The 21,342-nt window shown below is 68.1% G+C and carries 19 protein-coding genes and 1 tRNA gene; 11 read left to right on the forward strand and 9 right to left on the reverse strand.

Going from position 1 to position 21,342, the window contains the following annotated elements; translation table 11 throughout:
• Positions 1 to 201: 201 nt before the first annotated feature.
• The 5 genes from HCC61_RS25235 to dnaK form a co-directional block, all read right to left on the reverse strand.
• Entirely contained in the window at positions 202 to 1,044 is an 843-nt protein-coding gene (locus HCC61_RS25235) for a hypothetical protein (protein WP_169139233.1), read from the reverse strand.
• A gap of 277 nt (positions 1,045 to 1,321) precedes the next feature.
• Positions 1,322 to 1,777, reverse strand: coding sequence for a helix-turn-helix domain-containing protein (locus HCC61_RS25240; RefSeq protein ID WP_169139235.1), 456 nt, complete (start codon positions 1,775 to 1,777; stop codon positions 1,322 to 1,324).
• 1 nt (position 1,778) lies between these two features.
• On the reverse strand, positions 1,779 to 2,975 hold the full coding sequence (gene dnaJ / locus HCC61_RS25245; protein ID WP_169139237.1) for a molecular chaperone DnaJ: 1,197 nt from the start codon (positions 2,973 to 2,975) through the stop codon (positions 1,779 to 1,781).
• A gap of 84 nt (positions 2,976 to 3,059) precedes the next feature.
• Positions 3,060 to 3,782 carry a nucleotide exchange factor GrpE gene (gene grpE, locus HCC61_RS25250; protein WP_169139239.1) on the reverse strand — a complete coding sequence of 241 codons (723 nt, stop codon included), beginning with the start codon at positions 3,780 to 3,782 and terminating at the stop codon, positions 3,060 to 3,062.
• Positions 3,779 to 5,656 (reverse strand): molecular chaperone DnaK, encoded by a 1,878-nt coding sequence (gene dnaK / locus HCC61_RS25255; protein ID WP_169139241.1) that lies wholly within the window; start codon positions 5,654 to 5,656, stop codon positions 3,779 to 3,781. The genes grpE and dnaK overlap by 4 nt, the downstream gene beginning before the upstream one ends.
• 318 nt (positions 5,657 to 5,974) lie before the next feature.
• On the opposite strand from dnaK, the gene HCC61_RS25260 reads away from it, so the two are divergent.
• From HCC61_RS25260 to HCC61_RS25270, 3 genes are all read left to right on the forward strand, one after another.
• Positions 5,975 to 8,275 carry a (Fe-S)-binding protein gene (locus HCC61_RS25260; RefSeq protein WP_169139243.1) on the forward strand — a complete coding sequence of 767 codons (2,301 nt, stop codon included), beginning with the start codon at positions 5,975 to 5,977 and terminating at the stop codon, positions 8,273 to 8,275.
• 630 nt (positions 8,276 to 8,905) lie between these two features.
• Positions 8,906 to 9,313: an ATP-binding protein gene (locus HCC61_RS25265; RefSeq protein ID WP_169139245.1), complete on the forward strand. Its 408-nt coding sequence runs from the start codon at positions 8,906 to 8,908 to the stop codon at positions 9,311 to 9,313.
• A gap of 302 nt (positions 9,314 to 9,615) precedes the next feature.
• Positions 9,616 to 10,626, forward strand: coding sequence for a Yip1 family protein (locus HCC61_RS25270; protein WP_346777381.1), 1,011 nt, complete (start codon positions 9,616 to 9,618; stop codon positions 10,624 to 10,626).
• 193 nt (positions 10,627 to 10,819) lie between these two features.
• Here the strand turns inward: HCC61_RS25270 and HCC61_RS25275 are convergent, their stop codons facing one another.
• Entirely contained in the window at positions 10,820 to 11,053 is a 234-nt protein-coding gene (locus tag HCC61_RS25275; protein ID WP_169139247.1) for a hypothetical protein, read from the reverse strand.
• 503 nt (positions 11,054 to 11,556) lie between these two features.
• On the opposite strand from HCC61_RS25275, the gene HCC61_RS25280 reads away from it, so the two are divergent.
• Together HCC61_RS25280 and HCC61_RS25285 are read left to right on the forward strand one after the other, a co-directional pair.
• Positions 11,557 to 12,102 (forward strand): GNAT family N-acetyltransferase, encoded by a 546-nt coding sequence (locus HCC61_RS25280; RefSeq protein WP_169139249.1) that lies wholly within the window; start codon positions 11,557 to 11,559, stop codon positions 12,100 to 12,102.
• A 149-nt stretch (positions 12,103 to 12,251) separates the two neighbouring features.
• Complete coding sequence (locus HCC61_RS25285) at positions 12,252 to 12,833, forward strand: DUF5994 family protein (RefSeq protein WP_169139251.1); 582 nt, start codon at positions 12,252 to 12,254, stop codon at positions 12,831 to 12,833.
• An 89-nt stretch (positions 12,834 to 12,922) separates the two neighbouring features.
• On the opposite strand, the gene HCC61_RS25290 is transcribed toward HCC61_RS25285, so the two are convergent.
• Together HCC61_RS25290 and dcd are read right to left on the reverse strand one after the other, a co-directional pair.
• Positions 12,923 to 13,423: a phosphoribosyltransferase gene (locus HCC61_RS25290; protein WP_169139252.1), complete on the reverse strand. Its 501-nt coding sequence runs from the start codon at positions 13,421 to 13,423 to the stop codon at positions 12,923 to 12,925.
• 48 nt (positions 13,424 to 13,471) lie between these two features.
• Positions 13,472 to 14,047, reverse strand: coding sequence for a dCTP deaminase (gene dcd, locus HCC61_RS25295; RefSeq protein ID WP_169139254.1), 576 nt, complete (start codon positions 14,045 to 14,047; stop codon positions 13,472 to 13,474).
• A gap of 607 nt (positions 14,048 to 14,654) precedes the next feature.
• On the opposite strand from dcd, the gene HCC61_RS25300 reads away from it, so the two are divergent.
• From HCC61_RS25300 to HCC61_RS25325, 6 genes are all read left to right on the forward strand, one after another.
• Positions 14,655 to 14,728, forward strand: a tRNA-Gly gene (locus HCC61_RS25300).
• Positions 14,729 to 14,906: 178 nt separating this feature from the next.
• A complete protein-coding gene (locus HCC61_RS25305) occupies positions 14,907 to 15,272 on the forward strand; it encodes a hypothetical protein (RefSeq protein ID WP_169139257.1) in 366 nt (121 codons plus the stop codon).
• Between the two features lie 24 nt (positions 15,273 to 15,296).
• Positions 15,297 to 17,492 carry a DUF6571 family protein gene (locus HCC61_RS25310; protein ID WP_169139259.1) on the forward strand — a complete coding sequence of 732 codons (2,196 nt, stop codon included), beginning with the start codon at positions 15,297 to 15,299 and terminating at the stop codon, positions 17,490 to 17,492.
• Positions 17,493 to 17,535: 43 nt separating this feature from the next.
• Entirely contained in the window at positions 17,536 to 18,156 is a 621-nt protein-coding gene (locus HCC61_RS25315) for a hypothetical protein (RefSeq protein ID WP_169139261.1), read from the forward strand.
• A 357-nt stretch (positions 18,157 to 18,513) separates the two neighbouring features.
• The gene (locus tag HCC61_RS25320) at positions 18,514 to 19,173 is read left to right on the forward strand and encodes a hypothetical protein (RefSeq protein ID WP_169139263.1); all 660 of its coding nucleotides are present in this window, start codon (positions 18,514 to 18,516) and stop codon (positions 19,171 to 19,173) included.
• 517 nt (positions 19,174 to 19,690) lie between these two features.
• A complete protein-coding gene (locus tag HCC61_RS25325; RefSeq protein ID WP_169139265.1) occupies positions 19,691 to 20,281 on the forward strand; it encodes a hypothetical protein in 591 nt (196 codons plus the stop codon).
• 123 nt (positions 20,282 to 20,404) lie between these two features.
• Here the strand turns inward: HCC61_RS25325 and HCC61_RS25330 are convergent, their stop codons facing one another.
• A complete protein-coding gene (locus tag HCC61_RS25330; protein WP_169139267.1) occupies positions 20,405 to 21,244 on the reverse strand; it encodes a patatin-like phospholipase family protein in 840 nt (279 codons plus the stop codon).
• Positions 21,245 to 21,342 lie beyond the last annotated feature (98 nt).

Here is a 21,342-nt window from a genome sequence, read left to right on the forward strand (position 1 = left end):
TGTCAGTGCCTCCGGAACCGGTGACACCACCCCCCAGGCCATGCACTCGACAGGGGGACTCAGTCATGCCAGCTCCAGAGACCGGGAGCCCCGTTGCAGGGCCACGAAAAAGGTAATGGGGGCGGCGGAGTCAGGGGCCGGGCAGTCACAGCACCGAGGAGCCGAGGGGCCGGGCCGCCGAGGAGTCGGGGCGCAGGTCCCTCAACGCCCGTGCTCGGCCCCGAACTTCTTCAGCAGGGCCTTCGCCGACTTCGGATACGGCCGCCCCAGCAGCTCGTCGTCGGAACCCACCGACGTCACCGCCACCAGCGTCCCCGAACCCCGCTTCCTGTCGATGCCGCGCAGCCACGGACCGCCGCTCACGCCCTGTGTCAGCCGGCACGGCCGCAGCGACAGCGCGCCCACGTTGGCGGCCGGGATCTCGCCGCGCTCGTAGAGGTGGGCCTTCCCGGCGCAGTAGTCCAGCGTCTCGCCGTCGTACGGGGACGAGGCGGGGTAGCCCAGCGTCGCCGTGCGCCCGCCGCGCACCGGCTCGGTCCGCAGCTTGTTCGCCCCGTACACGTCCTGGATCGTCCGGCCCCCGCGCTTCTCCATCCGCAGGAACGCCCAGTCGTACGGAAGCACCGACTCCAGGCTCTTGTCCGTGTCCCAGCCGGGCGCGGTACGCCACGACGTGACCTTCCAGCCGTGCGCGAGCACGGTCTTCGGGCCCTCCCCCTTGCCGCGGGTGCTGGCGCCCTTCCCCTCGTACGCGGGCTGGAAGTACATCGCCTCGGGCTCGCGCGGACGCTCCGGGCTGGCGATGCAGTGCGCCGCTGTGGCGACCACGCTGCCGCTGGGCGAGTCGACGATCGCGGCCGAGCACGACTCCGCCTGCCGGCCCGGCAGTTTGGCGACGAGCTTGCCGACGGTCCTGACCGTCCCCTGCGGCCATGGGCCGCCCTTCGAGGCGGGCGGATAGGGCGCGGGCGCGCTCGCGCCCATGAGCGCCAGCGCGGTGGTGCAGGTCACGAGAGCGGCGAGCGCCGCACGAGTCGACGTCATGCACCCACGCTCGTCGGCCGCCGTCCCCGGGGCCAACCGCAGACACCTGATCGGGTTAACGAGGGCAATTCCCGGCACAGGGCGGCGATTCCGAGCACGGCACGCGCCGTGAGCCTGGGCTTGATGTGCTCCGCGCGCGGACCCGCCGACCGGGAGCCCGGTTCCCGGAGCCAAGAGCCCGGAGCCAAGAGCCAAGAGCCCGGGCAGCAGCAGGCCCCCGGAGGACCGCTGCCCGCCGGGGGCCTGGAGTGCGCGCGGGTCGCCGTGCTCGCCGTCGTCAGTCGCGGCGCTTCTTGGGGCGCCAGACCACCAGTGCGCCGGACTGGGGGTGGACGTCCTCGTACGGGACCAGGTCGCGGCGGTAGGAGGCGTGGACCTGGGCCTCGCGCTGCTGCATGGCCGCCGCCGCGCCCTCGACCGCCTGCTGGAGCTCCACGACGCGGGCCTTGAGTGCGGTGACCTGGTTCTCCAGCTCGATGATGCGCTTGATGCCCGCGAGGTTGATCCCCTCGTCCTGGCTCAACTCCTGCACCTGACGCAGGAGTTCGATGTCGCGCGCCGAGTAGCGCCGGCCGCGCCCGGCCGCGCGGTCGGGAGAGACCAGGCCGAGGCGGTCGTACTGGCGCAACGTCTGCGGGTGCAGACCCGAGAGCTGAGCGGCGACCGAGATGACGTAGACGGGAGAGTCGTCGGTCAGCTGGTAGGGATTGCGTCGTCCGCCTCGGCCGTTCACCTCAGTCTCCCTTCGCGGCCTTGAACAGGGCCGCCCGCGGGTCCTCCGCGGCCGTCGCGTCGCGGTAGGACTCCAGGATGCCCTTCGCCTTCTCGCTCAAATCCTTCGGAACCGATACGTCGATGGTGACCAGCAGATCGCCCTTCGTACCGTCCTTGCGTACGGCGCCCTTGCCGCGGGCCCGCATCGTACGGCCGCTGGGCGTGCCCGGAGGCAGTTTGAGCGTGACGGGCGGCCCGCCGAGGGTGGGCACCTTGATCTCGCCGCCGAGCGCCGCCTCCGGGTAGGTGACGGGCACGGTCACCGTCAGGTTGTCCCCGCGGCGGCCGAAGACCGGGTGCCGGTCGACGTGCACGACGACATACAGGTCGCCGTTGGGTCCGCCGCGCTCGCCCGGGGCGCCCTTGCCCCGCAGCCTGATGCGCTGCGCGTCGCTGACGCCCGCGGGGATGCGGACCTGCATGGTGCGCGAACTCGTCGCCCTGCCCGACCCCTTGCACGTCTCGCACGGGTCCTGGGCGATGAGACCGCGGCCCTTGCAGTCGACGCAGGGATCGGTGAGGGAGAAGCCGCCCCCGCCGCCGCGCGAGACCTGGCCGGTGCCGACGCAGGTGGGGCACACACGCGGCGTGCCGTTCTTGTCGCCGGTGCCGGCGCACGCCTTGCACGCCGCCGAGGAGGACATCCGCAGCGGGACCGTGGCCCCGTCCACCGCCTCGGTGAAGCTGAGCGTCACCTCGGACTCGATGTCCTGGCCGCGGCGGGGCTGCGTACGCGTACCGGCGCCGCCGCGGTTGAACAGCCCGCCGAACACGTCGCCGAGACCGCCGCCGAAGCCGCCCGCACCGCCCGGACCGCCGGTGCCTCCGGGCTGACCGCCCCCGAAGAGGTCGCTCAGATCGAAGTTGAAGCCGCCCGGCCCGCCTGGGCCACCGGGACCGCCGGTCCTGATGCCGCCGTTGCCGAACAGGGCGCGCGCCTCGTCGTACTCCTTGCGGCGCTTGGCGTCACCGAGCACGTCGTACGCCTCGGAGGCGTCCTTGAAGCGCTCCTCGGCCTTGGCGTCGCCCCTGTTGGCGTCGGGGTGGTTCTCCCTGGCGAGCTTGCGGTACGCCTTCTTGATCTCGGCCTCGGTGGCGTCCTTGGGGACGCCGAGGACCTTGTAATAGTCCTTCTCGATGAAGTCCTTGGTACTCATCCGCGGCGTCCCTCCTCCCCGGTGCCGTGTCCGCTTGCGGTGCCGTGGCCGGCCAGGCCGGTGCGCCCGGCGCGGCCCGTGTGGTCAGCCCTGGTCGGGGCCACCGTTCTCCTCTTCGTCGGCGGACTCCTCGCCTGCCGCGCCCTGTGCCCCCGGCTGCGGCTCGGCGACGCCGACCCGGGCGGGCCGGATCGTCCGTTCGCCGATTCGGTACCCGGGCTGAAGGATCTGCACGCACGTCGTCTCCGTGACGTCGGGCGAGTACGAGTGCATCAGCGCCTCGTGCACGGTCGGGTCGAAGGGCTCGCCCTCCTTGCCGAACTGCATCAGACCCATCTTGGCCGCGACCATCTCCAGCGACTCGGCCACCGACTTGAAGCCGCCGACGAGTTCGCCGTGGTCACGGGCCCGCCCGATGTCGTCGAGTACCGGCAGCAGCTCCGTCAGCAGGTTCGCGACGGCCACTTCCTTCACGGACGCGCGGTCCCGCTCGACCCTGCGGCGGTAGTTCTGGAACTCCGCCTGAAGCCGCTGGAGATCCTGTGTCCGTTCGTGCAGCGCCGTACGGGTCTGGTCCAGCTGAGCCGTGAGCGCCGCCTCCTGCGCGTTCTGACCCGCGCCCTGGGACTGCGCCGGGCCGGGCCGGCCTTCCTGCTCGTTCTCGGTCACGTCCCCGGCCGGCTCCGCCGGACCCCCCGCCTCGTCGGCGGGAGCGGGTCCGGCGGCCTGCGCCGCAGCGTCATCGGGCTGTACGGCGTCGGCGGGGACATCGGGCTTCTGCTCGAAACCCGGAGTCTCCTCCGTCACGCGGCACCATCCTTCGGCTTCTGCTCGTCGTCCACGATCTCGGCGTCGACGACGTCCTCGTCACCCTCGGCCTTGCCCTCACCGGCGCCCGCGGCACCCTCGGCGCCGGCCTGCGCACCGCCGGCCTCGCCCTGGGCCGCCTGCGCGTCGGCGTACATGGCCTGGCCGAGCTTCTGGCTCGTCGCCGCGACCTGCTCGCTGGCCTCGCGGATGGCCGCGGTGTCCTCGCCCTTCAGCTTCTCCTTAAGGTCCTCCAGGGCGGTCTCGACCTCGGTCTTGATCTCGCCCGGGACCTTCTCCTCGTTGTCCTTGAGGAACTTCTCGGTCGTGTAGACGAGCTGCTCCGCCTGGTTGCGCGTCTCCGCGGACTCGCGGCGCTTCGCGTCCTCGTCCGCGTACTGCTCGGCGTCGCGCATCATGCGCTCGATGTCTTCCTTCGGGAGCGCAGAGCCGCCGGTGACGGTCATCCGCTGCTCCTTGCCCGTACCGAGGTCCTTCGCGGAGACGTGCATGATGCCGTTCGCGTCGATGTCGAAGGTGACCTCGATCTGCGGCACGTTGCGCGGCGCCGGGGGCAGACCCGTCAGCTCGAACATGCCGAGCTTCTTGTTGTACGCCGCGATCTCCCGCTCGCCCTGGAAGACCTGGATCTGCACCGACGGCTGGTTGTCCTCGGCCGTGGTGAAGGTCTCCGAACGCTTCGTCGGAATCGTGGTGTTGCGCTCGATGAGCTTGGTCATGATGCCGCCCTTGGTCTCGATGCCGAGGGACAGCGGGGTGACGTCCAGCAGCAGGACGTCCTTGACCTCGCCCTTGAGCACGCCGGCCTGGAGGCTGGCGCCGATGGCGACGACCTCGTCCGGGTTGACGCCCTTGTTGGCGTCCTTGCCGGCGGTCAGGTCCTTGACCAGGTCGGCGACGGCGGGCATACGCGTGGAACCGCCGACCAGCACCACGTGGTCGATCTCGGACAGCTGGATGCCGGCGTCCTTGATCACGTTGTGGAACGGGGTCTTGCACCGCTCCAGCAGGTCCTCGGTCAGCTGCTGGAACTGGCTGCGCGTCAGCTTCTCGTCCAGGTGCAGCGGGCCCTCGGCGGACGCCGTGATGTAGGGCAGGTTGATCGTGGTCTCGGTGGAGCTGGACAGCTCGATCTTCGCCTTCTCCGCGGCCTCGCGGAGGCGCTGGAGAGCCATCTTGTCCTTGGCCAGGTCCACGCCGTGCCCGGCCTGGAACTGCTTGACCAGGTAGTCGACGATGCGCTGGTCCCAGTCGTCACCACCGAGGTGGTTGTCGCCGTTGGTGGCCTTCACCTCGACGACGCCGTCGCCGATCTCCAGCAGCGAGACGTCGAAGGTGCCGCCACCGAGGTCGAAGACCAGGATCGTCTGGTCTTCCTTCTCCATGCCGTAGGCGAGCGCGGCGGCCGTCGGCTCGTTGACGATGCGCAGCACGTTGAGGCCCGCGATCTCACCGGCCTCCTTGGTGGACTGACGCTCGGCGTCGTTGAAGTACGCCGGGACGGTCACGACGGCGTCCTCGACCTTCTCGCCGAGGTAGGACTCCGCGTCCCGCTTCAGCTTCTGAAGGATGAAGGCGCTCATCTGCTGCGGGTTGAAGTCCTTGCCGTCCAGGTTGATCTTCCAGTCGGTGCCCATATGACGCTTGACCGACCGGACCGTCCTGTCGACGTTGGTGACGGCCTGCCGCTTGGCCACCTCGCCGACGAGCACCTCGCCGTTCTTCGCGAAGGCCACCACGGACGGCGTGGTCCTGGCGCCCTCGGCGTTGGTGATGACGGTGGACTCACCGCCTTCGAGAACACTGACGACGGAGTTCGTCGTGCCCAGGTCGATGCCGACCGCACGTGCCATTTCGGTTTCCTCCAGCTGATGTCTTGAGTGAAGCTGGCTCAAGAGTGCCTGGCCGATCCGAGAACGTCAAACGACATGAGTCGGATCCGCTCAAGTCTTATGCCGTGTCCATGCGCACCCGTCGCTGACCAGGGACGGAGCAGGCGCATGCGACAGCACAGCCGGCGCGCGGCCTCCGCGGGGCGCCCCGCGACGCAGATCACCGCGCGCCCGGGTACCAGCGGGCCCCGCGGAGTGGGTAGTCTCGTACGGATCCGAAAAGTTACCGCTTAGTAAGCCCCGATCAGGTCTCTGCCCAAGGCCGCCCGAGGAGCCCCCATGCAACTCGCCGCGATCGTCGTTTCGCTGGTGCTGGCCGCGGTCGGCATCGCGCTGTTCGCACGCGCCATCGCGCAGATCTACCGCTTCGTCAGGCTGGGCCAGCCGGTGCCGGCCGGTACACGCAGCGATGATCCGGGGGCACGCACGCTGACCGTGGCGCGGGAGTTCTTCGGTCACACCCGGATGAACCGGTGGGGCGTCATCGGCTTCGCGCACTGGTTCGTCGCCGTCGGCTTCTTCGCGCTCGTACTGACCCTGGTGCACGCGATGGGGCAGCTCTTCCGGGCCGACTGGACGCTGCCGCTGATCGGCACGTGGGCGCCGTATGAGATCTTCACGGAGTTCATCGGGCTGATGACGACGCTGGGCATCGCCACGCTCATCGTGATCCGGCTGCTGAGCCTGCCCTCGCGCGCGGGCCGCAAGTCCCGCTTCGCCGGATCCAAGGCGGGCCAGGCGTACTTCGTGGAGTACGTGATCCTCACCATCGGCGTCGCGATTCTGGTGCTGCGCGGGCTGGAGGGCGCCCTGCACGGCGTGCACGGCTACGAGGCGTCGTACTTCGTGTCGTATCCGCTCGTGGTGGCCTTCAAGGGGCTGAGCGCGGGCGCGCTGCAGAACCTGACGTACCTCGTCGCCACCATCAAGATCGGCACCTCTTTCGTGTGGATGATCGTCGTCGGGCTCAACACCAACATGGGTGTGGCCTGGCACCGCTTCCTCGCCTTCCCCAACATCTGGTTCAAGCGCAACGCCGAAGGCGCCACCGCGCTGGGCGAGTTGAAGCCGATGGTCTCCGGAGGCAAGGAGATCGACTTCGAGACGGCCCTCGACGAGGACAACGAGGAGGAGGTCCGCTTCGGCGCCTCCCAGGTCGAGGACTTCTCCTGGAAGGGCATCCTCGACTTCTCCACCTGCACCGAATGCGGCCGCTGCCAGTCGCAGTGCCCCGCCTGGAACACCGGCAAGCCCCTCTCGCCGAAACTTTTGATCATGTCGCTGCGCGACCACGCGCACGCCAAGGCCCCCTACCTGCTCGCCGGCGGCGGCAAGACGATGGAGGGCGAGGAGAAGGCGAGTGAGGCCCAGCTGAAGGACGTACCGCAGGCGGCGCTCGAGGAGGCCGAACGCCCCCTGATCGGCACCGCCGAGGAGGGCGGCGTCATCGACCCGGACGTGCTGTGGTCGTGCACCACGTGCGGCGCGTGCGTCGAGCAGTGCCCCGTCGACATCGAGCACGTCGACCACATCGTCGACATGCGCCGCTACCAGGTGATGATCGAGTCCGCGTTCCCGAGCGAGGCCGGGACGATGCTGAAGAACCTGGAGAAGAAGGGCAACCCCTGGGGCCTGGCCAAGAAGCAGCGCCTGGAGTGGACGAAGGAGCTCGCGGCCGAGACCGGCTTCGAGGTGCCCGTCGTCGGCAAGAGTGTCGAGGACCTCACCGAGGTCGAGTACCTCTACTGGGTCGGCTGCGCCGGCTCCCTGGAGGACCGGGCGAAGAAGACCACCAAGGCCTTCGCCGAGCTGCTGCACATCGCCGGCGTCAACTTCGCGATCATGGGCGGCGACGAGAAGTGCACCGGCGACTCGCCCCGCCGCCTGGGCAACGAGTTCCTCTTCCAGCAGCTCGGCGAGGAGAACGTCGCCACGCTCAACGCCGCCTTCGGCGAAGATGACGAGGACGAGTCGACGAAGAAGCCCGCGTCGAAGAAGAAGATCGTCGCGACCTGCCCGCACTGCTTCAACACCCTCGCCAACGAGTACCCGCAGCTGGGCGGACACTACGAGGTCATCCACCACACCCAGCTGCTGCAACACCTCGTCGACGAGGGCAAGTTGGTGCCCGTCACACCGGTCGAGGGCCTGATCACCTACCACGACCCGTGCTACCTGGGACGGCACAACAAGGTCTACACACCCCCGCGCGAGATCATCGGCAAGGTGCCCGGCCTGCGCAACGAGGAGATGCACCGGCACAAGGAACGCGGCTTCTGCTGCGGCGCCGGCGGCGCCCGCATGTGGATGGAAGAGCGCATCGGCAAGCGCATCAACAACGAACGCGTCGACGAGGCCCTCTCCCTCAACCCCGACATCGTCTCCACCGCCTGCCCCTTCTGCCTCGTCATGCTCACCGACTCCGTCAACGGCAAGAAGAACGACCAGCAGGCGAAGGAAGACCTCCGCGTCGTCGACGTCGCACAACTCCTGCTCGACTCCGTACGGACGCCCCGTGACGAAGGCCCCTCGGACGAGTCGGAGACGGAGGCGAGCCCGGAGCCCGAGCCGGCGAAGTAAGGGTCGGGGTCCGGCCGGCCGGCCGACGGGGCGGAACGCACAGACGGGTGTGAACGAGCGGGGCCTGTCGTCCTACGGGACGGCGGGCCCCGCTCGTTTGTCTCCGCCGTGTATACCGCGGGCATACGGCACGCACTCGACATGGCGAGCCGTATGCGCGCGGTATACGACTCGTCGACAGTCAGGTTGCGACTGCATTGCACCGCGATTGCGCTATGCATCACGCTCCTATGCGGCAACCTCCGTTCGGAATCAGTCACTTAGCGTTCTTCACACGTCAATCCCCTTCGGGGGATACCCAACCGGCACCCGGCGCCTTAGCCTCGCTGACCAGCGGCAGCAGAAGCGCACCGAGCCGAGGAGGGAGGCGGCCCTGTTGCTGGACGGCGGCGACGTGGTGGCGGAGAGACCTCCGGTCTCCCGGGTCACCCCTGTCTCACCGCCCGGGGCGAGACGGGACGCGCTGCCCGGCTCCGGCCGTACGCTGCTCGCGGAAGCCCGGCGCTTAGGCCGCTGCACCCACAGCAGTTCGCCCGATACCGTGCGGGGCACAAGCGACCGGGCCCGCACGCCGTACAGGCAAGGGGAGGACCCGGTCCGTACGCCGACCACCGTCGAGGAGATGGGCGCATGCTGACCAACGAGCGCCTGTGCCGACTGCATTTCACCTCCCGCGACCTCCCGCGTATCCGCATCGAGGTCGAGGAGTGCGCGGCCCATGCCGGGCTCGCCGAGCCGCGCAGAGGCGAATTCGTGGTGGCCGTCGACGCCGTGGCGACGAATGCCGTCGAACACGCGGGAGGCACCGGCCGACTGGTGATGCGTCACCTCGCGGGCGAGTTGGAGTGCCGCGTCGAGGACTCGGGCCCCGGCTTCTCCGAGGACGTCATCCCCGAACTGGCCCCGGGCGTCGCGGGCGCGACCGCCGGACGCGGCCTGTGGCTGGCGCGTCTGGTCACCGACAGGCTCAGCGTCGAACCGGCCGGACCGGAGTCCGGCGCCGTGGTGACGCTGGCGGTGAAGCTTCCCGGCGGCTGAGCCGGGGGCAGAGGAGCGGGCGCCGTACCGTCACGGACTCCGTACCGTCACGGACTCCGTGCTCCTACGGGTGCGGTACGACCACCGGCGCCGCACGGCCACCGGCCCCGTACGACTACCGGTGCGTGCCCTGACGTGACGCCGCCCTCACCCTGCCGGGACCGGGACCCTGCCCAGGTCCTGCCCGGATCCGCCGATGCCCTAGGGGTGAGCCCTACGGGTTGTACCGGATCGGCCACAAAGACCGGTCCAATCCCACGGGCCCGGCTACGGCGCCTCGCGGACAAGGTACGTTCGAAGGCGTGGCTGGTTTCAGGATGGGACGCGGCCGGGGCTCCTCCCGGAACGCGCAGCAGCAAGGGCAGTACGGCGGACCGCAGGGGCCGGGCCGGGACGCTCCCGGACCGGGCCCGGGGCCGGGAGCCGGAGCGTACGGGCAGCGCCCGCCGCAGCAGTGGCCCCAGGGCGGCGGCCGTGGCGAGCCCGAGTACTTCGGCGACCAGCACCGCGGCCATCCCCAAGGGCGGGGCCAGGGGCCGCAGTTCGGCCCGGGCCCGTACGCGGGGGGCGCCGGGCAGCCCGGCCAGATGAGGGGCGGAGGCCCGGCGGGCGACCCGTACGCGAACTCGGCCGGCCACACCCGCTCCTTCACCGTCCCCGACCCGTACGGCCCCGGCGGCGCCTACGGCCACGACGACGGCTACGGGCACGGTCCCGGCGGAGGCTATGACGACGGCTACGGCTATGGCCGCCCCGCACCGCCCCCCGGCCCGCGCCTCCAGTGGCGGGACCTGCTGAGCGGCATCGTGCTGCGGCCCAGCGCGACCTTCTGGCAGATGCGCGACCACAGCATGTGGGGCCCGGCGATCATCGTCACGTTCCTCTACGGGCTGCTCTCGATCTTCGGTCTCGACAGCGGCCGCGACGCGGTCATCAACACCACTCTGTCCAGCGCGATCCCGTACGTGCTGAGCACGGGCGTCGCGGTCATGCTCGCCGGACTCATCCTGGGCGCGGTGACGCACACGCTCGCCCGGCAGTTCGGGGGCGACGGCACATGGGCGCCGACGGTCGGCCTGTCGATGCTGATCATGTCGCTGACCGGCGCACCGCGCCTCCTTTTCGCCATCTTCCTCGGCCCCACGAATCAGGTCGTGCAGGTGCTGGGCTGGGCGACCTGGCTCGCGGCGGGCGCGCTGCTGACGATGATGGTCAGCCGGTCGCACGACGTGCGGTGGCCGCGCGCGCTCGGCGCCTCGGCCGTGGAGCTCGCCGCGCTGCTCGCACTGCTGCTCAGCCAGACGGGCGGCTGAACCGCCGCAGGCGTCCCGGCGGCCGTACGGTCCGGAGTTCCTAAGGTCCGGCGGCCGTACGGCGCGGGCAGCGGTACCGCTCGGACGCCGCACGGCTCGGAGCCGGATACGTCAGTCATGGCCCGGCAGGCTGACTGCTCTCTTGAGTACGGGGCCAGCCCCCGGGTGCAGAGCAGGCGGCGGGGGCCTGCCCCTAGGAATCCCGGCCGGGCGGCGGTCCGGCGCCGCCCTCGTCCCGGCGTTCGCGGGTCTCGGGGAGGTCCCCCTGCTCTCGCTCCCGGGCCCTCGGCGGGTTCCCGGGGTGGAAGCTCTCGTAGTGGGCGGTGGCGACGTCCTGCCGATGGTGCGCGCCGATGAGATGCAGCAGCAGCGCCGCCAGCGCGATCAGCACGAGGATGACGCCGACGGTCACGAGGATGTCCAGCACGGTTGCTCCTCCCCTCCGGCTCGTGCGATGCGTTCGTATACGAGCTGTGTACGAACGCGGGGTGCATGCGAGCGCGAGGCGCGTACCTGCGCGGGGTGCGCATGTACGGCGTATACACACCGTGTACGAGCGCGCTGGCTGCACGCATGCACGCGGTATACACATCGTGTGCGCTATCTGCCACCGCACCCGGCATGCGTATGTGCGTCGTATACACGCGGTACGCGACAAGTGCGCACGCCAAGCGAGTGCCCAATCCCCACACGAAACACAGCCCGGATCCACCGCCCGGCATCCGGCTCCCGGCGACCGGCCGCAACTCAGCGCCTCCGGCGGCCACTTCGCATGTGACGAGCGATCCCGAATCTCCTGAAACGAAGTATTCTCAGTATTTCCCGCTTCTCCCTGTCGGGATCCGGTCACTGCCGGTCAAGGCCACTCACAGCCGATCGGGACCGGTCCGCCACGGGAGCGGTGGCGGTCGAGACGGGGAGGGCGCACACATGACAGAGGTGTTCCTGCGGCGGCTCAGCCGGTGGCAGGCGGACCGCGAGCGGGAGGCCGTGGCCGACCTGTACGTCAAGGCCTACCGCGGCACGGCGGGCGAGGAGTTCCGCGACCGCCAGGGGTATCTGCACCGCCTCGGTGAGCACGTCGAGCGCACCGGTTTCGAGTTGGTGATCGCGAGCGCCGCGGGGTCACTGGTGGGCAGCGTGTACGGCTACCGCGCTGAACGTACGGACGAGTGGTGGCACGGCCTCCACGGCGACCTGCCCGCCGAGATGGCCGAACTCACCGCCACCGGCCGGGTGTTCGTGATGACCGAGCTGATGGTGCTGCCGTCGTTCCGGCGGGCCGGCATCGCCACCCGCCTCCAGGAGCACCTGCTGACCCCGTCGGGAATCGCACTCGCCGTGACGCTGATCGATCAGGACGACGCCCCCGCCCGTGGCGCGCTCTCCTCGTGGGGCTGGGAGAGCCTCGGCAAGATCACGCCCGCGCCCGACCGCCCGCCCCTCGAAGCCTGGACCCGGCGTCTTCCCAGGTAGAAGCGCTGCCCGGGAGACAGCGAGCGCCCGGACTCGTCGGTAGTACGCTGGGAAAAAATGGGCGAAATCGCCCATTCGGGCGGCGGCCGTTCCCAGCGTCGGCCGACTGTCGTTCACATCAGCTCCCGGGCGACAGAGGGGCGGTCCCCATGAGAGTCGAACCGAGCAGCACGGAACTGGCACCCCGCGACTCCGGCACACCTCCCGCCTCCGCGGTCCACATCGCGGGCAGCGCGGACGCCGAGCCCAACCTTCCGGTCGTCGACCTCTCAGCGCTGAGCGCACTCCATCTCCCCGTAGAACCAGGCCTGTTGGCGCTGCGGCTGAAGTCCGAACCGTCCGGCCAGGGGCTCTTCGACGGCGCATGGTGGCCCCACTCCCGCGACGTGCACGCGGAGTTGCCGGGCCTGGTGACCGTACTGAGCGAGCACCTCGGACCGATCGACCGGGTCGGCCTGGACGCGGACGCCTGGGACGGTCTCGGCGAGCCCCTCGTAGTGGAGGGCCGCCACGTAGAGGTCGAGTGGTTCCCGGTGGGCGAGGACACGATCCTGGTCTCCCGCGGCGGACTCGACAACTTCGCCCTGCTCGCCATCGCCCCCGACGCCAGCGTCGACGAGGCCCACGCCGCGATGACCATGGCCACCCACATCGGCAACACGGAGACCGGCCAGCAGATCCTCGTCGCCACGGGCATCGCCGCCCCGGCCTGGCACGGCACTTCCCGCTGACTTCCCGCCGACCTGAGTCCGCCGGTACCGGGACGGACGCGACCCGACGAACACCGCCGGGCGCGCGGAGAGTCGGGGGCTTGCGGGTCTCAGGCGTCGAGCACCTGTCCGTCTCGCCGTACGACCGGACGGTCCACGCTCCAGGGGAAGTTGATCCACTGGTCCGTACGCCGCCACACGTACTCGCACTTCACCTCGGAGTGCGGCTTCTCGTAGATCACCGCGCTGCGCACCTCGGCGACGTGCTCGGCGCAGAAGTCCTGCACCAGCTTCAACGTCCGCCCCGTGTCCGCGACATCGTCCGCGATGAGCACCTTCTTCTGGCTCAGATCGACGACGTTCGGCACCGGCGGCAGCATGACGGGCATGTCGAGCGTCTGCCCGACGCCCGTATAGAACTCGACGTTCATCACATGCAGGTTCTTCACGTCCAGGGCGTAGCCGAGCCCGCCCGCGACGAAGAGGCCACCACGCGCGATGGACAGGATGATGTCCGGGTCGTACCCGTCGTCGGCGACGGCCTGCGCCAACTCCCGTACGGCCTCACCGAACAGCGGATACGTCAGGTTCTCCCGCTCTTCACCGCTCACGCCCGTGCCTCCCTCTTGCTCGGTTCCGATCAGACCGGACCGGACCCGTCAGACCTGCGTCCGGTGGAAGTTCATGTACGAACGCGAGGGCGTCGGCCCCCGCTGCCCCTGATAGCGCGAACCGTGCACCGCCGACCCGTACGGATTCTCCGTGGGCGACGTCAGACGGAACATGCACAACTGCCCGATCTTCATGCCGGGCCACAACTTCATCGGCAGCGTCGCCACGTTCGACAGCTCAAGGGTCACGTGCCCGGAGAAGCCCGGATCGATGAAGCCGGCGGTCGAATGCGTCAGCAGCCCAAGCCGCCCCAGCGAGCTCTTCCCTTCGAGACGGGAGGCGATGTCATCGGGCAGCGTGACCACTTCGTACGACGACGCCAGCGCGAACTCGCCGGGGTGCAGGATGAAGGGCTCGTCCCCCTGCGCCTCGATCAGCCTTGTCAGATCGGGCTGTTCGACGGCGGGATCGATGTGCGGATACCGGTGGTTCTCGAACACCCGGAAATAGCGGTCCAGTCGGACATCGATGCTGGAGGGCTGCACCATCGCGGGATCGTACGGATCGATCCGCACCCGGCCGGCGTCGATCTCCGCCCGGATGTCCTTGTCAGAGAGAAGCACGGCCAGAGACTACGCGTACGGCGAGGGGCCGGCCCAATCGCACCTGCCCCCGCGGCCACGGGGCGGGCGAACCGCCCGCCCCGCCCCCTTCCGCGGAGACTGCTACTTGCGGCGTCTGCCGCTCGTTGCGATGCCGCTCGTACGGTCACTGCTCGTAACGGGCCGGACGTGGTACGGCCGGGGCTCCGGGCACCGATTCCCGCGCGGGAGCCCGTCCGGGTGCCGGCACGGGTACGGCCACCGGCACCGCCTGCCGCAACCGCGCACACCGCGGACACCTCAGCAGCCGCCCTGGACCGATGCGCCCGCTCCGCAGGTTCTGCATCGGGAACGTCGAGGCAGTGAACACATGCCCCTCGGCACACTCAACGACGGTGGCCCCCATCGCTCTCCTCTCCCCAAGTACGTGGTCGACGAAAGCCACATTAGGGGATCAAACTGACAGCCTTCCGCGGGCCTCCCCTCCACCCACGCTACGCCCCAACTCCCTTGCCCCGAGGGCCCGTACCCCCTCCCGGAGCAGCAAAAAGACCCCTCGGCCTATGCGGCGGGGGTCGACGATGGGGTAGAGTATCGGCGTCGAAGCCGACGATCAGACGGCTCCTTCGCGGGTGTAGTTTAATGGTAGAACATGAGCTTCCCAAGCTCAGAGCGCGGGTTCGATTCCCGTCACCCGCTCCAGCGCGAAGCCCCAGGTCGAAGACCTGGGGCTTGTTTGTTGGCCACGCCGCTCCAAGCAGCCGACACCAAAGTCGCCTCGGAAGGTAGGTACCCCCGCCCACGCAGCGTGGCACGCCGCTACAGTGGGCACGCGCGGCCGGGGCATGGTCCGGCCGGTGAGGCCATGGGGGGGCCAGGCATGGGGGAGACGAAAGTCGAGACCGCAGCGCTCAAGCAGGCTGCGGATGCGCTGGTGGGGTTGCGCGGGGACACCGACCGGGCGGACAACGGCCCGATCGACGAGACGGTCGAAGCAGCGCAGGCGCTGAACAAGTACACCTTCAATCACAGTGGCGCCGGCGACGGCACTTGGGCATCCGCCGACGCCCTGGTCGCGATGGGTGAGCGTTTCAGCGATGCGGTCGGCCACCTGAAGTGGCTGCTGGGCGAGATCAGCGGCAACATCCACGAGACGCACAAGGGCTACACGAAGGCCGAGCAGGAGGAGAAGGCCAAGTACGCCAACAGCGGCGGCAACCGCTCGATGTACGACGATTTCGGCTGAGCGACCACGGGGGGTCATGACGCGATGGTGTCCTACGCGTATCTGAACGAGGCGGACTTCTCCAAGCTCTCGCACTGCGCGAGCTCTTGGAAGTCGATGCAGAAGAAGTATCAGGGGATCGGGGAGCAGTTCGAGCAGCAGGTGGTGAAACGTCTCAAGGGGACGTGGCATGGCGAGGCCGCCACCAAGGCCTTCGGCCGCATGAGCACAGTCAGCAAGCAGTACGAGGCCGCGGGCACCGAAGCCGCCCGCATGAGCAAGCTGATTTCCGACGCACACGGCGAGTTCACCGCGGCCCAGAAGCAGCTGCGCACGTTCCAAGAGGACGTTGGTACCGACCACTTCAAGATTCACGATACCGGCGCCATCGAAGACGTCGACTCGAGATGGGACAGTCCCACGGCGTCGGCGCAGCCCGGTTTCGCCGAGGAGCGTCGTCGGAAGCTGGAGGGACATGCTCGGCGCCTGAAGGGGATACTTCAGCACGCCACTCAGATCGACCAGGGCTACGCAGCCGCCTTGAAGGCAGACTTCAACGGCGAGGACGACATGGGCTTCAACAAGTCCGGCTATTCCTCGGACGACGAGGCGCGCAAGGCCCAGGAGGATGCCGACCAGGCAGCCAAGCTTATCGACAAGGACGGCCGCCTCACCGGCACCGAACTGGACCAGCTCGACAAGCTCCTCGCCGCGCACAAGGGCGACCCCGACTTCGCGGCCCGCTTCGCGCAGAAAGCCGGCGCCGAGAACACCCTGGACAAGTACAACGAGATCATCAACCCGCCGCAGGGCACGCAGCTCAGCGACGCCCAGCGCAAGCGGATCCAGTCCCTGCAAGGCAACCTGGGCTCAACCCTCGGCACAGCTACGACGGTCCACTCCTCGGAGATGGACAAGTTCGAGCAGGACCTGTTGAAGGCCTCCGACCGCGAGTACAACGCCAACCCCACCGAAACCCCGTACGGCTTCAGCGGATACCAGCTCACCAGCAGCCTGATGAGCAAGGGCGACTGGGACGACAACCTCCTCCAGGACTACGGCGAGCAGCTCATAGCCAAGGAGAAGCAACTCGGCGGCGGTGGAATGCAGAACCCGGACGCCATCTGGGGCCAGAACAAGACGGTCGGCATCTCCGGCATTCCCGCTCTGGACCCCATGACCGGCTACATGGACGCCTTGGGGCACAACCCGGACGCCTCGCTGGAATTCCTCGACGGCAAGACCCACACGCAGAACGGGGAAAGCGTCGACAACCTCGACTACCTCATGAAGGACCGTCACTGGCCCGAGGGCGCGGGCTTCACCGGCGATGACAAGCACCCCAAGGGCATCTACACCCTCGGCCACGCCCTGGAATCCGCCACCACAGGCGCGGCATACGACTACGAGGGGTCGACCATGCCCCCGCACACTCCCGCCCAGTCCCACCTGGTGAACGAACTCGTCACCACGCTCGGCGACTCCGAGAACGCCGACCTCATCGACGGCGACGGCCGCCTCGCCCCCATCAAGGGCAGCCTCGGCGACATCACCGCCAACTACATGGGCGACTTCCAGAAAGCCTGGTCGTCGGAAGACCTCCCGACTAACGGCGCGGACGTGAACCTACGACCTGGCGAAGTCAACAACTTCCTCGCCTCGGTAGGTCAGGATCCGGAGGCCTACAAGAGCATCACCGCCGCCCAGCAGGCCTACAGCGCCGCGCACGTCGAAGATGTCATCGCTCACCACGATCCTCACTCTGCCACCAGCCTGTCGGACGACATCTCCGTGGCCGGAAGTCCCGGATCCAACATCGCCGGCATCCTGAGCGAGGCCCGGGCCGAAGCCGTCCACGACAAGCAGATCGCCGATGCGGACGACTTCAACGCGACCACTCAGGAAGTGAACAAGTGGGTCGGCAGAGGTGCGGGGATCGCCATCGGAACAATCGCCTCCCCCGCGGGCGGTGTCGCTGCGGACTGGCTCTACAGCGATGTCAGCGGCGCCGTGATGGAGCACATACAGAAGGACAATACTGCCGAGGCGGACTTCGACGCGCGCGAGACGTGGGCCGACAGTGCGAAGTCGCACATGGACGCCGTCAAGGCCAACACGACCGCAGCCGCCAGAGAAGCCGGGATGAGTGAAGCGGATGCCACCGCCCTCGGGAACACTGCCGCCAAGGAAGCCAACCAGACCTTCGCGGCCGGCGCCCAAGGTGCCGCAAGTCGTAGCTGAGCGGAGACAAATGAAGACTCGCAGGACCATATCCGTAACAGCGGTGGTTCTTCTCGTTCTGGGTGCGGCGGGATGCAGTTCCGAGAAGGAACCGAGCGCGAGAAGGACCGTGCTCGCCCCAAGGTTGTGCGACACCCAGCTGTCCACCGCGCCGATCAAGGAGATGTTCCCGGGGCCGTACAGTGAAGCTTTTCAGCAGTATTCCTCGCGCGATTCGCTGAACGCTCTGAAGCGTGGGAAGAAGTCGGGTCAGTGCGTCGTGTGGCTCACCTACGCCAGCAACGGTGCCGAAAAGAACACCAACGTGAACATCGACGCAACGGTGTCCGATCACGACTCTGCGGACCAACTCGTTGCCAGTTCCCGGAAGTTCGGTTTCCCGGTGCTGGACACTGTTCGGTCCGGAGAAATCGCGGGTGTCTCCGGACCGGAAGGAGCCGCCGTGGCCTTCACCTGCGACGAGCGCAAGAACCAGGAACGGGGCGTCAGGGTCACGGTCGACTTCACTCCGGACGAGCCAGGCATCACGGGCAAGCGCGAGCGCCTCATCACGACCACCAGCGCCACGTTCGCGGTGCGCATTGCCCGTTATCTCAACGAGCACCTGCTCAAGTGTGTTGCCCCGGAGAAGCTTTCGGGGGCGACCGACCTCCGGCACACGTGAAGTCCGGTAGCGACTGCATTTACGGGGCGGGCATCGCCTCACCGGCCGCGGGTGCCGCGACGAGCATCGGTTACGACGAACTCAGCCAGTTCGTCGTCCAGCACATCAGCCGTGACAACACGGCCGAGGGAAACTTCGCGCCGTCGAGACCTACGCCTCCGGCGCAGATGCCCACGAAGATGCACTCAATTCCGTTGTTCAGAGGTCGGCTCAGGCGCATGGCTACAGCGCAGACCAGGCAGAGAAGATGGGAACCCACGTGACGGACGAGGCCCGCCAAACCTTCGGCTCCGCCGCTGCCGGCGTTCACAGTAGGGGTTGATCGGCTTGCGGCAAATCGGAGCCATACGCGCAGCAATGATCGCCGCGACGGCTGGCTGTCTGCTTGTCACCTCCTGCTCATCCGGAAAAGGAGACGATTCCGAATCCGTACGGAGGGGGCATCTGAAGGGTTCCCTCTGTGAAACCGGAATCAGCACAAGGGTGTTGCGCGAGATGCACCCAGGCCCCTACCTGAGCACCGAGATGATCCCCTCCAAGCACGGGGGCATCGACGGGATTGACGGCACCAAGGGGAATACCGAGAGAGGCTGCGATGTCCGGATCACCAAGAAGGGGAAGGACACATCCACCTTGGTGACCACTCTCGTCAGAGCGGAACCTCGATCCGTCGATGACCTCTTCGAGCGCTACAAGAATTTCTTCCCGGCTCAACCGAAGCAACGACTCGAACTGGGTCCGGCCAAGGGGTATACGACATCCAACGACGCCGTGCTCGCCTTTGATTGCCGACACCCGAAGAAGCGCACCTCAAAGAACAGCGGCCTCGGCGTATCGGTCGAAGTAGTCCAGCTAGACGACCCCGACAGCGCCGATTCGGGCCGCTCCGAGCTGGCCAAGGGCGCCGCAGAGCTCGCGGCGGACACGGCCCGCTACGTCAGCTCCACGGTGCTGAAGTGTTCGAGCCCACGCCTCCCGGACGGTGCCCCTGACCAGAAGCCGCGAGCGAAGTCGTAGTCCCCGGGCACACCGAGCCCGCACCGGTGGGGCTGACGCGGAGGGCGGTGGCTTGAGAGCACCTCCACTGCCGGGGAACCGCGCCAGGTGCGTGCCAGAACAGGCAGAGAACCCCGGTCAACACCGGTCACGACCAGTACTCCACCAGTGGGCTTTCAGTGGCCATCTACGCAGCTCAGCACACTTGTTCAGGCCCGATCACCCGGTGATTCCCGAGCTCAGCGCGCGGGTTCGATTCCCGTCACCCGCTCCACGACGAAGGCCCAGGTCGAAAACCTGGGCCTTGCTTGTTGTCCAGAGCGATTCAGGCACCTCGCACCACCTCCGCACAACTAGATGGATCTTGTGGCGCTTCTCTCTGTGCTTTTCTCGCTCGGATCACATCGGCGCGGGAGGTGGGGCTGCCAGTGGCGACCAGCGGTGCGATGCCCACCTACGGCAGCGGTTGGAGCGACGTTTCGCGAGCGTGTTTCCCTCGGGAGCGTCATGGTTGAAGCATCGGGGACAAGGGGGATGGATGGGGCTCTCGGGTTTTACGATCACCGAAGAATTCGCTACGGCGGTGGTCTCTCTCTTACCGGTGATCATGCTTGTTGGAGTGGTGGACCTCCATCAGTTCCACAAGAAGTCGTACGAGTTGGAAGAGGAGCTCAAGATCCAGCCCTCCGCAGAAGCCTTCGTGCGGGCTGCAGCAAGGGTGCACGGAACCCAGCTAGGGGAGCTGTTTCCTCCTGAGGAGGTTGATGAGGAATTCAGTAACGCCGCTGAAGCTCTGACTGCACGGATGCCGTCAGTGGAGTTGTGGCGTTGGATGGCGAAAGCTTGGCTGGTCGTTTTCGCGTACATGTCCGTCGCGGAGTTGGCCACCCTGTACTGGCTGGGCCTTCCCAAGTCGCCCTCATGGGTGTGGCTTGCCGTCTTCGATGCGATGGCCGTAATCGTGGGACTCGCGCTGCTCATGGCTGGTCACATCAAGCAGATGCTTGCAAGAACGCGTGAGCGTGAGCAGGCGCACAGGCAGATCATCGAGCAGGCACTCCGTGCAACTTCTCAGGCTACCGCTGAGAGATACGGGCGTCGCCGGTCGAACGGCGTGGGCGACCTCTAACCTCTCTCCCCCCGCCGGATAGATCTCCCGGTGGGTCTCTGTCCTGTCTCGCTCGGTTCGCACCAGTCGGAGTCCGGCTCCAGCAGCTCTTTCTGTCGTCGTCCACTGCGAACTGTTGGTAGGTCAGCTGTGCCAAATCGCGTGGATGCGCTCGGCGTTTGCGGTGGCTTGGCGCAGTCCTGCCTGGGCCGCGCCAGGGATGCGGGACGCGTCGAGAGGATTGCGGCCGAACGCGCGGCGGGCTGCTTTGTCCGGGGTCAGCAAGGCGGTCCGGGCTCCGCCCGTCTCCAGGGTGAGCACCTGGTCCGCGGCGCTCGGACTTGCCCCAGGTCCCTTGGGGATGGGCGCCAGCACGACGACCTTCCGGCAGCCGGGCACCAAGTCGGCGTTGGTCGTGGAGCGTACGCCGCCGTCCATCCAGCGTCCGTCTCCGATCGTGATCGGCGGGTACAGCGGGGGCAGTGCGCAGGTGGCCGCCATGGCCCGTACGAGATCGACTCCGCTGTCGGCACTGAAGCCGGTCGGATTGCCGGTGAGCGCATCCACCGCGAAGAGCCGCAGCGGCCTCTTCGGCCAGTCGAGGACGGGCAGTTGGGAACCGATCGCGTCGAGGACCTCTGTCTCCGGCACGTCGCGTACGGTCTGCGCCAGCCTGCCCAGCCGCATGACCACAGTGCGCGGATCACGTGAACCGAGCGCCGCCCACAAGTACCTGAAAGTCATGGCGAGCGTGAAGTCCACTTCCAGTACCGGCCGTTCGCGGTTGATCTGCTCCCGGTACAGGTCGGCCGGCGCTGCTCCTGCGGCCAGCTGCACCGCAAGCAGCGCGCCGGCCGACGTACCGGCGAGCAGGTGGGCGCCGCTGAGATCCACACTGGCCTGTGCCAGCCCTGCCAGCACGCCGACCTCCCACGCGTATGCGGTCAGTCCGCCCCCTCCGAATACCAGTGCCGTCTCCGTCACGCCCACCTTCCCCCCTAACCGGGGAGCACTCCCCGGTTAGGTTGACGCTAACATCACAACCGGGGAGTGGTCCACGGTTCCATGGTTCAAAAGTTGGA

The organism is Streptomyces sp. HNM0575 (assembly GCF_012726265.1).
GTDB lineage: Bacteria > Actinomycetota > Actinomycetes > Streptomycetales > Streptomycetaceae > Streptomyces.

Coding starts and splice junctions, on each gene's coding strand:
- HCC61_RS25235 (WP_169139233.1), bottom strand. CDS start 1,044: ATGACGTCGACTCGTGCGGCGCTCGCCGCTCTCGTGACCTGCACCACC.
- dnaJ (WP_169139237.1), bottom strand. CDS start 2,975: ATGAGTACCAAGGACTTCATCGAGAAGGACTATTACAAGGTCCTCGGC.
- dnaK (WP_169139241.1), bottom strand. CDS start 5,656: ATGGCACGTGCGGTCGGCATCGACCTGGGCACGACGAACTCCGTCGTC.
- HCC61_RS25260 (WP_169139243.1), top strand. CDS start 5,975: ATGCAACTCGCCGCGATCGTCGTTTCGCTGGTGCTGGCCGCGGTCGGC.
- HCC61_RS25265 (WP_169139245.1), top strand. CDS start 8,906: ATGCTGACCAACGAGCGCCTGTGCCGACTGCATTTCACCTCCCGCGAC.
- HCC61_RS25280 (WP_169139249.1), top strand. CDS start 11,557: ATGACAGAGGTGTTCCTGCGGCGGCTCAGCCGGTGGCAGGCGGACCGC.
- HCC61_RS25285 (WP_169139251.1), top strand. CDS start 12,252: ATGAGAGTCGAACCGAGCAGCACGGAACTGGCACCCCGCGACTCCGGC.
- HCC61_RS25305 (WP_169139257.1), top strand. CDS start 14,907: ATGGGGGAGACGAAAGTCGAGACCGCAGCGCTCAAGCAGGCTGCGGAT.
- HCC61_RS25310 (WP_169139259.1), top strand. CDS start 15,297: ATGGTGTCCTACGCGTATCTGAACGAGGCGGACTTCTCCAAGCTCTCG.
- HCC61_RS25320 (WP_169139263.1), top strand. CDS start 18,514: ATGATCGCCGCGACGGCTGGCTGTCTGCTTGTCACCTCCTGCTCATCC.
- HCC61_RS25325 (WP_169139265.1), top strand. CDS start 19,691: ATGGGGCTCTCGGGTTTTACGATCACCGAAGAATTCGCTACGGCGGTG.